This window comes from Nostoc sp. DedQUE04 (genome assembly GCF_034530995.1).
Classification (GTDB): Bacteria; Cyanobacteriota; Cyanobacteriia; order Cyanobacteriales; family Nostocaceae; genus Nostoc.
The window spans coordinates 169,240-181,128 of record NZ_JAVRCA010000012.1 but is presented as its reverse complement, the minus strand read 5'-3'; the positions used below and the strand labels follow the sequence as shown (position 1 = coordinate 181,128).

1 protein-coding gene and 3 pseudogenes (1 of these 4 only partly in view) are annotated in these 11,889 nt (G+C 43.8%); 1 reads left to right on the top strand and 3 read right to left on the bottom strand.

Going from position 1 to position 11,889, the window contains the following annotated elements; all coding sequences use genetic code 11:
- Positions 1-506: 506 nt before the first annotated feature.
- A pseudogene (locus tag RM049_RS11405) lies at positions 507-1,445 on the bottom strand (ISLre2 family transposase); the annotation flags it as partial.
- A gap of 83 nt (positions 1,446-1,528) precedes the next feature.
- Positions 1,529-5,503 (bottom strand): annotated as a pseudogene (locus RM049_RS39270) (Calx-beta domain-containing protein); the annotation flags it as partial.
- Between the two features lie 1,188 nt (positions 5,504-6,691).
- Between RM049_RS39270 and RM049_RS39265 the strand changes: the two are divergent.
- A complete protein-coding gene (locus RM049_RS39265) occupies positions 6,692-7,174 on the top strand; it encodes a pentapeptide repeat-containing protein (protein ID WP_416212634.1) in 483 nt (160 codons plus the stop codon).
- Positions 7,175-7,279: 105 nt separating this feature from the next.
- On the opposite strand, the pseudogene RM049_RS11400 reads toward RM049_RS39265, so the two are convergent.
- Positions 7,280-11,889, bottom strand: a pseudogene (locus tag RM049_RS11400) (CARDB domain-containing protein); its annotated part runs 22,897 nt beyond the window's last position; the annotation flags it as partial.

Sequence of the window (11,889 nt, the reverse complement as noted above, 5' to 3'; positions counted from 1 at the left end):
TGTTTCTTAAATCCTTTTCCAGCAAGCTTTTCGAGACTTAACGGGAAAAGTCAGTGAAGAATTAGATCAAGCTATCACAAATGCCCTAGATGCAGTGACTAAAAAAGACATTATTGGATGGTTTACTCACTGTTGTTACTATATTGCACCCAACTGAGAACCGCTATATACGTAATAGAGCAAAAGTTGGAAACAAAGTTTTGTGTAAAACTACTGTTTCAAAGAAAGCTACACCGGGAGCAATGCGGTTTTGTCAGATCGGGAAAAAAACAAGCGATGCCTGCGGCGGGCGTAGCCATCGCAAAAATAAAATCTAAGTAAGAAGTGATTTTATTTACTAAATGTGTGCTGATAGCCACGAGAATTCATCTTGATGAGATATCTCAAAAAGATTAATAGCAAGCCATTTGACGATTGTTAACAAAAATATCTACAATTAGTTTTTTATACTTAGTGTTAATTCAACCAAATAATAAGTTGAGAGTAGAAGTAAAGTATAAAATTTATCAAGCAGTTTCTGGTTTGATAAAGGAATTAAAAATGGAAGCACAAAAATTATCCCAACTTTTAGCTATCCATTGACAACGCAGATATAACATAATTTCTGCATTTTCTTTCAACCAGAATTTACTGTTTCCTTTGATTCTTAAATTTACAACTTGGCGGATTAAACTCTCAATTGTGCCACTGCCAATGGGGAGTTTTTTATCTATTGCTTTGTCATAATTTAAACGTCCTTTACGATAAGCATCTAAAATATAATTTCGCTTAACTACCATAATCTTACACCGCTCTCCGGTAGCTACAGCAATCAACTCATCCATCTGGCTGATTAAAGATTTGGCTTTACCTTTTTTTAAACTCTTCCTAACTTTTACAAACCATTCTTTAGACTGTGCCTCTTCATTAAAAGCTGCATCTGCAAATACTTTTATATTTTCTGTAACATGATAAAAATCGAATAGTTGATAAGTTTCAACTGGGCATCCTAATCTTGCCAAAAGTGGGGGAATATGTATCCAGATCCACTCCGCTCCATCCCCGATTAATAATACTTGTTTTGCTTGACTAATTCCCAAGTTAACTAAATCCGCTTCTAAAATTTCTAAAAGTGCTTTATATCCTTCATAAGTGCCATCATTCGTAATAGGAATTTCAGAACTATTTATTTTTTTACCTTGCTCGTCAACAACATAAATTGTAAATAATTTTGGCTCAACCCATTTGCCGATAAACCCGTGTCGCTTGGTTTTGGAACTTTTTCTCCCCTTTTTATTAATTCGGATTCTACTCCGACCACCATCTACAGCGATGACAACTCTTTGACCTTTAAGAATATTACCTTCAGCTAAATTCCCTAATTGGCGATTTAAGATTTTAGATTGACGTAAGTTGATCCTAATTTGACCAAATTTATATGTCAAACGTTCAATTCGTTTTAAACTAAAGTCTTTAACCGGACACGATATTATCCAATTTTCTTTGGGACTGAAAATCTCCATACTCCACAGCAGCCCTTGTACCTTCTTTACCCTTCACCAAGAGCAGTAACAGTAGCTTGACCGTTCAAGATGATATTACCTTTGACATCAATCGAGCCAAACAAAGTTGAACTGCCATTGTAAGTAAAGTTTTTACCGACAAGGAATGTTCCCCGTGTATTAGCAGAGCCATTGTATGTCAGATCCCCTTGAGAAATCACTTGCAAATTGCTAGTGGGATCTGTTGTTGATGTTGCCCCATTAAATGTAATATTTCCTTGACTACTGCCCGACGCAAGTATTGTGTTTCCTGCAAATCTGGCGCCACCATTCATATTAATCGAACCAGAAACCAACACCGATAAATCCCGTGCCTGGATAGTAGACAGATTAACATTGCCGTTGTTGGTGACCAAAACTACATTATTCAGGTTGTGTCCACTGCCGTTGAAATTGATATCTCCAACTTCTACAATAATTACATAATTGTTGAGGCTGACATTAGGAGGGATATTCAGTCCACCTCCTGTAACCCGAACCACGGTAGGATTACTTGCAGTTCCTGAAGGTGGAAACTTCTTCGACCAATCAGCAGCATTGTTCATCGGGTTTTGCTGAATGTTGAGGGTGAGTGTTGCTGCTCCGGTGGGGATTCTCCGTTCTAGTTCCTGCTGCTTGACCAACGCGTAAGCTGGGACAACGATAGTCTGCGGCTCTACAATTTGTGGAGGAACTAAGTTGGCATACTGATTACTATTGGAAGCATTACTAAAGGTATACCCTGGTGCCACTGCCACAGCATTTTCTATGAGAATCAGCTTACCTTTGGCATCTCGTATGGGATTACCCGCAGCATCTCGTTTCACAGGCAATACTGTATTACCATTGATATTGAAACCCTTGGCGGCATAAATTAATGTGTCATCGTACACATCAAGGGGATTGCCGTCAAAGTCGCTACTACCATTGATAGTCACCGTTCCTTCGGCTCGAATCCCAAATCCATCAGTGCGGTCATCGTCAATAATAGTACCTATCCCTTGGGCATCACTGATGGTGGCATTGGTGGCATTGCTCAGATTAATCGAGAAAGTTTCATCAGCACCTCTGAGGCGATCGCCAATCACCTCTACAATAATTGTTTGACTGGTTTGACCGGGAGCAAAGGTGAGTGTACCACAAGTTGCTTTATAATCACTACCGGCAGTCGCAGTACCGTTAGCAGTGGTGTAGTCTACAGTTATTGGCTTGGCGCTGGGCACTCCAAGACTGACTGTAAAGGTCATGTATGTAATGCCACTGTCACCTTCAGTAATATTTTTGTCATTAATTGTCAGTACAGGTGGCGCATCGTTATCCAAAATTGTCCCTACTGCGATTGCGTCAGCAATGGTAGCATTGCTAGCGTCGCTCAGATTGAGGAAGAAGGTTTCATCATATTCATCAGTAATATCGCCGATTAGCTGTACTGAGATAGTCTTGCTGGTTTCCCCTGCTGCAAAGGTGAGTGTACCATTAGTTGTGGTGTAGTCACTGCCTGCCGTAGCAGTGCCGTTAGCAGTCGCAAAGTTTACGGTTACTGGCTTGCCACTAGCAGCAGACAGGCTAACGGTGAAGGTGGCGGTGCTGGAGCCGTTATCTCCTTCTGTAATGGTTTTATCGCTGATAGTTAGTGTAGGCAGTGCATCGTTGTCAACAATTGTACTTACACCTTGATTATCAGCAATTGTGGCATTTGTGGCATCATTCAAGTTGAGGAAGAAGGTTTCGTCGAATTCGTCGATGGTGTCACCTAGTACCTGTACAGAGATGGTTTTGGTGGTTTCTCCTGGTGCAAAGGTGATTGTACCGTTGGTGGCGATGTAGTCAGTACCTGCAATTGCTGTCCCATCGGCTGTTGTATATTTAACTGAGATTGGTTTAGCACTTGGTGCGTCTAGGGTAATTGTGAAGCTGGCAACTGTTGTACCATTATCTCCCTCAGTAATGGTTCTATCATTGATGGTGAGTACAGGTGGTAGGTCATTATCAACGATTGTACCTACACCTTGGTTATCAGCAATTGTGGCATTTGTGGCATCACTCAAGTTGAGGAAGAAGGTTTCGTCGAATTCGTCGATGGTGTCACCTAGTACCTGTACAGAGATGGTTTTGGTGGTTTCTCCTGGTGCAAAGGTGATTGTACCGTTGGTGGCGATGTAGTCAGTACCTGCAATTGCTGTCCCATCGGCTGTTGTATATTTAACTGAGATTGGTTTAGCGCTGGCTGTGTCAAGGTTCACGGTGTAGGTGATGGTTGCTGTACCGTTGTCGCCTTCGGTGATGCTTCTGTCGCCTATTGTCAGGGTTGGGGCTGCGTCGTCGTCGAGGATTGTAGCGATGACTTGGTTGGTAATAATTGTGGCGTTTGTGGGATTAGTAAAGTTAACTCTGAAGGTTTCATCGAATTCGTCGAGGGTATCGCCAATTACTTGAACTGTAATTGTTTTGCTGATTTCCCCTGAAGCAAAGCTAATTGTACCGTTGGTGGCGATGTAGTCATTACCCGCAGTTGCCGTACCGTCAGTGGTAGAATAGTTGGCGGTGATGGTACGCAGACTGGCTTCGCTCAAGTTGGCGGTAAATACAGCGTATTTGTTACCGTTGTCACCTTCGATAATTGAGATATCGCTGACGGACATTGTGGGTGGTTTCTTCACCGTGACAGTCATGGTATCGTTGGATACGGCACCGTCTTTGTCGGTGATGGTGAGGGTGACGGTGTATTCGCCCGGAAGAGTATATACATGGGATGGGTTGAGGTAATTTTCGCCCTCACTCTCTCCCTCTCTCACTCCCTCACTCGTCAAAACTATGCCATCGCCGAAGTTCCACTCGATTGTGTGGGTATCTAATATACCAGGGTCGTGAAATTGTCCGTCGAAGATGACGGGTTCGTTTTGGTACATGGTTTGGTCTGTACCTGCGTTGACGCTGGCAGCGACGTTGTTGACTTTTGTCAATAGGGTTTGGGATGTAGAAGCGCCGTCGGAGTCGCTGACTGTGAGGGTGACGGTGTAGATGCCGTTGTCGAGGAAGGTGTGGGTGGCATCTTTACCTTGGACTGGGTTGGAGCCATCGCCAAAGTTCCAGGTATAGGTAAGGGTGTCGTTGCCAGGGTCAGTGGCACTGGCGCTAAAGTTAGCTCGTGTACCTTCTGCAAGTTCAGTTGTGCCCGTGAGTTGTGTAATGGTGGGGGCGAGGTTGTTAACGGTGACGGTGAGGGTGTCTATTGTGGATGCCCCGGCGTTGTCAATAACGGTCAAGCTTGCTGCGTAAGTGCCATCTGATGTGTAAATGTGGGTTGGGTTGAGGATACCTGCGATGGTTGTACCATCGCCGAAGTCCCAAGTGATTGTGTGGGTGTCGAGAATACCGGGGTCGCTAAATTGCCCGTTGAAGGTGGCTGTTTGACCTTCGTTGATGCTTTGGTCTGCGCCTGCATTAACTTTTGGTGCGGCGTTGTTGACTGTGATTTCTAGGGACTGGAAGCTATTTACGCCTTGGCTATCTATAACGGTAAGGGTGGCGATGTATGTGCCATTATCGGCGTAGGCGTGGGTGACATTTTGACCAACTACAAGCTGGGAACCGTCGCCGAAGTTCCAGAGGTAGGTAAGTTCGTCACCTGGGTCAACTGCTGTGGCGGTAAAGTTGGCTATTGTGCCTTCGGTTGTAGTGGTGTCGCCTGTAATTACCGTAATAATTGGGGCAATATTTTTGACTGTGATGTTGACAGTGGCGGTGTTGGATGTTAAGCCGTCTGTGTCGGTAATGGTGTAGGTGAAGGTGTCTGTGCCGACGAAGGTGGGGTTGGGGGTATAAGTAACTGTACCATCAAGGTTGAGTGCGATCGCACCGTTGCTAGGATTGGTGTTGATGGTCAGGGTTGAGGGATTGATGCTGCTGTCTGCGTCAGTATCGTTGCTGAGGAGGTTGATTGTGACTGGTTGGGTTTGGTTGGTGGTGGCGGTGTCGTTGTTGGCGACTGGTGCTATGAAGTCGTTGTCTAGCAACATTACGTTGTCGAGGATGACTTTGGCATCTCTGGTACCGAAGCCGAGGAGGTCGAAGTAGAGGGTGGCGGCGGTTCCTGCTTGAATGCCTGTGAGGTCTACTTTGAAGGTGAGTGGTTGGTTGAGGGTTAGGGTGCTGTTGGGGGTGGTGTTGACTAAGGTTACTTTGTTGCTGGTGTAGTATGTGCCGTCGTTTTGGATGTTGAGTAGGGAGTCGGTTTGGCTGAGTCCGGTGACTGTGTTGACTAAGGATTGTTTGGTGTTGGCGTTGAGTAATGCTACCTCGAATGCGTCACCTGGGGCTGTGGGGGTGTTTGCTCCCAAGGTGGTGTTTTTAAGGGTGAATTGGAGGTATTTGGCTCCTTCTGGGATGATGAAGGATTGGGTGAAGTTACTGAGTAGGGGCGAGTCTTCTGTGAGGACGGCTTCTTGATTGAGGATGGTGGCTGCACCGCGTGTTGTCCAGCCGTATTCGGGTTTGGTGGTATCGGTTTCGTTGAAGTTGCCGTTGGTGATGTCTGCTAGGAGTATTGCGGTTAGCGGTGCTGTTAGTTGTGTTGCACTGTTTGACGCTACCGTAGTATTACGGATGGCGTTGAGCATTTGCAGGTTGAGCCATGATGGTAGCTTACGTACACCTGGGGCGAGGGTGTTGTTCATCAGGTCGTAGGGGTGTACTTTGGAGTCAAGGTGGCTACCATCTGGAGTGAGGGTGGCAGTGAAGTTGTTGCCTATAAAGGTTTTTGTGCTGTTGATGGTTTGGATGTAGCGGTCAAAGCCTGGGTTGCCGTTGATTATACCTAGTAGGTGTCCGGTTTCGTGGAGGATGGTGGTGAGGAGGTCGTATTTACCGAATGCGTCGCCTGTGGTGGCGCGGTAGGCTGTGTCAGTAAGAATGGTGGTGAATTCGCTGTTGTCGAAGGGGGTGGGGTCGATGAACCAGCCTGCGCCGTTAGCGTCGTCGTCGATGAGGATGGTGCCACCGTTGGGGCGACCGAGGGAGTCATAGTTGGTGATTTGGGCTTCGGCTAGTTGTCCGTTGGGAAGGTCGGCGATTTGGAGGGTTAGGTCAAAGGGATTGGTGGGGTCAAATGAGGTGTTCGAGAGATTGAGTGGGTTATATTTGAATGTGTTGATTAATATGGAAGGTAAATTATGGATGGAGAAGAATTGAGAAGAAGATACGCTGCTGGGGAAAGAGATTTTAGCGGTCTCAATCTCAGGGGTGTTAATATCAGCGGTTCCGAGCCAATGGAAGATATTTTTATTGAGATTGACTTGAGTGGAATCAATCTGAGTGGAGCCAACTTGACTGATACTATCTTGGCTGGTGCCGATCTTACTGATGCCAATTTGAGTAACGCCAATCTGACTAAGGCCCACTTGGGCGAGTGCAAATTGATTCGTACTAATTTGAGTGGAGCCAACTTGACTAAAGCTTATCTGAGCGCTGTTGAGTTCATGGATACCGACATGAGTGGTGCTGAATTGCGCTCCGCTTCTATCATCCAAACTCAACTGGGTAACACCAATATGACTGGTGTCAAGCACGCGGCTAATGTTGACTGGACTGGCACTACTGTCTACGGTCTTGTCTTGGAGGATGGAACCGTGATCAATGACGACCACGACTGGTGAGACTGTTGTTACTTGAGGATCGGCTAACAGGGATGCATTCAATCCTAAATTTGGAAAATTGGTAACATGGCTTTCAAGAATGTTCTCAATTCGATCGGGAAGGTTAGAGAAAAAGTCAAAACCCGTCTCTTCTTCAATGCGATCTATGGAAACTTGCCAAGTACGCCAATTTCTCCAATCATCTCTATTAATAAAGCGACCTGGGTAAAGTGGATGCTCAACTAGCTGAGTAGGGTCTCCTAATAAAGGGTAAAATTGTGCTGGTTCTGCGCTATTAGGAGTCATCACAGCAATTACTGAGGTACTAGCTGTTACATCTTCTAAACCTTGACCCGGTTCCAACGCCAATATAATTTTCCAAGTCCATTGAGGGATATTAACGCCCCGTGCTTGTAAATCGGTAGGATCTGTGAAGTCATTTCCCCAAGCATTTGTGGCTCTGCTGGCGCGTCTAGGAGTCCAATCATTTCCAATACCACCTGCAAAATTGTAAAGCTCCCAGCCAAAATTAGTCACCATCGTGCGAGATTCAGCTTCTAAGTTATTCCACGCAGATGCTTCTCTGCCTGAGAAATACCTATTATTATCCACAAACTGCGGCACTATATTTGTAAGCAGAAAAGTTTCCCTATTATCTTTAGAAGAACTCGTTTGGTGAGACGAAGCAGCCAAGTGCCCCCTATCGTAACGACTGTTTATATAAGTTCCATCAATAGGTTGTTGCCCAAAAGAGGTTAGTAGCGTAGAATCCCTCCTGAAACTACCATCATATCTACTAGTGGGACCTAAATTTGTTTGATTTAATTGCCAAGCAACCCAATTAGGAATTTTTTTGTCATTGTTGTATGACAAACTATATTGTGGTCTTTCAATTAAGTAATTGTTAGAAATGGCTTCGTCATATCTGGCTTCTTGCCGCACATCAGTACCATTAGGAGGTAATGATTGGGCTATGAGTAAGCCTGGATTACCTAATTTAAGATGTTCACTTTTGAAGAATATATTATCTAAATAAACTTCATTGTTTCCTTGCAAATTAAATTTAAGAGTTGCGACCTTACCCCGTAAATTATCTGGTATATTCAAGTGGAAAGTTTCAAACCCACGCCTTTCAAGAAGAAAATCAACACTTGCTCCACCACCAAAAGCTCTGCTAAATCTCGCAACTCCAATTTGATTAATTGCATCCCCCCGTGTCAAATCAACCCCAAATAATTCTTCTCTTCTTGATGGTTGGGTCGCGCTGGTAAAGAAACTTAAAGGTATCCAATTATCAGTTCCTTCTTCTTTAATAGACACATCCAGCCTTCCACCAGTGGGATTAGGAACCTCAAGGTCAAATCGCAATATACCCCAATCAGGTACAACAAAACGGTTGTGTACGACTTCTTGACCTGATGTGAGTCTTAAAGCGTAATTTTTGTAATTAGGGTCGTCTTGAGCGATACCTAATTGTCTCAGATAAGTCCCAAAGATAGGCACTCCATTAGGATTATTTTGTGTTGGTCGTTGTGCCCATCCGGTTACAAAAGTTTCTGACAGAGAGGGAATATCTGTCCAGTTAACTAAATTCTTTTGTAATCCATCATTTGCGCCATTATATAAAGACCAACCAGGGATAACTTGCCCAGTACGGTTGTAAGTAACAGCATCAAAATTCCCATCAAACAAAGTAGGCACTGCAAAATCACCTCGCATCCTGGTAAGGCTAGTATTATCCTCACTAACTTCAATGCGCTTAGTCTTCAACACAGGACGCTTATCTTCACCACCACCCAAAGCAGAGTAGAACCATCCAGTACCAATACCTTCCCAAGGAGCATTAGCGGCACCATGACCAAATTGAGATCCTCTATAATCAGGTGTATACCAAGTAGATTCACTTATAAGGGTTCGTTTATCCGGCTCTAAATCCCCAAGTCTTCGGTAAATCGTCTCCCCGCCAAATGAGGGAAGCGTACTTCCACTGAGATTCAAAGTACCAGCATACCAAGCCAAAGCGCGATTGTGAGGACTACCATTCTCATCATCTGAGGCGAACCCAGCCCAACTCCCCAGGTTTACATCCAAATCCGCTTCCGAAATTGAGCGCCCATTACGTATATCAGTTTTAGCTCCATTCGGATCAGTAACTGCCTGATAATAATTATCGGCAAAGGTGATATTATCCCAAATCTTGATTTTTGGTTCATTCAGAACCTTCAGATTCCCCTTCAAAGAATCCTGCTCAAAATCATAGGGATCTATCGTCGTCATTTGCAAATCGCGGTGTTCCTTATCAATCCCACCAGCAATAGGGTAGTCAGTACCCAAACGCTGAATAATTTCATCATTAACAACAGCACCTTGACCAAAACCAATAAAGTGCAATGGAGAATTGAAGAGATCCCCTTGATTACGAATTAACTTGCCTTGGTAGTCATATATACCATTACTGCCCCCAACACTACCTTCAACCATCTGATCTAATTGCACTAGTGCAGCGTAGAAAGCATCTGCCGCAGCTTCTGATGAACCAGAATTATTAGCTGATTTCCAAAAAGTACTCCATCCAGGAAGCAGCACCAAGGGTTTGCCTAAATTAGCGAACAGTTCACTTTGAGTAACTTCATTAGTTGTGCCGTCTTTATTCCACTTTCCAGTTGTTGAGTTATAACCTAGCACCAATCCTCTTTCTGTCTGAGGAATAGCTGAATTATCCAACTGAGCAATATGTCTAGCCATTGCTTTAAATTGATTATCAACATCAACTCCATTAGCTTCAGCACCGCGAGTTAAAATAGTTACGCTGTGGAAACTCTTAGATGTATCGATAATTGGAGTTGCTAGCTTGGTGATGAAATCACCAGTCTCTATATCTGTAGTAACACCAGAGGCGTATGCTCTCACAGCCCAGTGATATTGTTGACCTGCTGTTAAAATACGGTCACTAGGAAGCTCAAAGGTATTAAAAGAACTTCGTTGACTACCACCAGCCCAAGTCCAAACGCCATTTTGCCATATAGCAGTCAGGATGCGATTGGGATTGTAGTCATTTAATTCGGGTTGACTCGCTGTAATTGGTGTCCATTCTGGCAGCAACCCATTACCTTGGTCAAACACACTAACAAAAAGTTCGACTTCATTAATCTGTTTGGTATCAGTAATGACACTAGGATCAAACTCCCAACTTAACTGAGGAGTAAGGTCAGCAATTGATGGATTAGGATTAACAATCCTATCATTGGTATTAGGAATATGTAGCTTAATCCAGTCTTTCTTAGACGCAATATCTACACCTCTGACGTTACTTAATATCCCAATGGGACTGTTGGCGATCGGGTTGCCATCTGGCTGTTTTGGCACACCATACTCAATCAATTCTTTGTTATTGCTTTTTTCCTCTTTAACAATTTCATACCTGGCTGCAATGTCAATAAGAGGATTAATATCATCAATTGGGAAACGCAATAAATCTCTAGAGTTAGCTACACGAAAAGCTCCTTTATAACCTGTGGTGCCTGTTCCTCTGCCATTAATGTCAAGTACAAAGCCGCCTGAGTTTCCAAATGGAGTTATGGTTTCAATGGTACGCCTGATTTCCTCAACGTCAAAGACAAAAACTCCATCTATTCCAGGGTAGGTAGCAGTGAGGAACTTATCATCACTTGAAATTTCCAAATCTGCCCCAAGTCCCATTGGAATCGAACGCGTGGCAGCAATTAATTTGGCATTAGGTTCAAAGGGGTTTTCGATAATCCCAACGCTAGTACCAAAAGGCGCTTCAGGAATTAATTCAAAACCTCTATCTTTTTGATATCCGTTGTAGCCGAGAACAAAGGCGTACTTATTATCTTTGGTGACAGCAGCAATTCTTGCGTCTCTTAATTCAAAAGACCCAGAGGTGAGATTTAAACCTACATATTTACTGGCATCGGCCTGAAACTTGGTTGGGTCATTTTGAGTAACAGTAAGTACTCCAAACCCTTGATTATCGCTGCGCCGATTGGTAAAAATCATTTTATTGGGATCGGCGGTAGCCTCAATCCCCTCTAAGTTGGTGGCATCTGTTTCAAGTGCCAAAATTTGCTTATGCCATTTACGAGGATTGTCTGTTAAATTACTAGGTTTGTCATGGGGGTCAATGTTGACAACTACAATCTTGCTTTTCTCGACACTATCTGGTGCAGTACCATAAAGTCTGCGACCGTCACTGCTAATAGCCAACTTTCGCAATCCTAATGGTGCTTGAACTGGAATAGTATCAATGATGTGGTTGTAAGTTGCAGAACTTGGATTAATGTCTAAAACATAAATAGTGCCAAGAGAACCATCAGCAATATATGCATAATGGTCAGTTGGTTCAATGACAATCGAACTTGGGAAAACACCAGGTGGTAATTTGATGGGATTTATTCCCAGTTTTTCGGGATCGGTATCTACTTGACGCAGTACCATTAAGTCTACTAAAGCTACAGCACCACTATCTAAAATTACATAGGCTCTTCCAGCATCACTAGTAGCAGCTGATTCTCTGGGTCGATCGGCTTGCTCAGGCGTACCCACTGGAATACTAGCTGATAGTAAATTATTACTTCCAGATTCAGAAATAATTTGCTTGGCATCTTTTAGGTCAATGACATCAACCCTATCTGCATATCTTCTAGAAACCAAGGCATACTCAGTATCTGGTAGTTCCAGCCAAGTTTGTCTTTCTGACTTGAATTCAATGATTT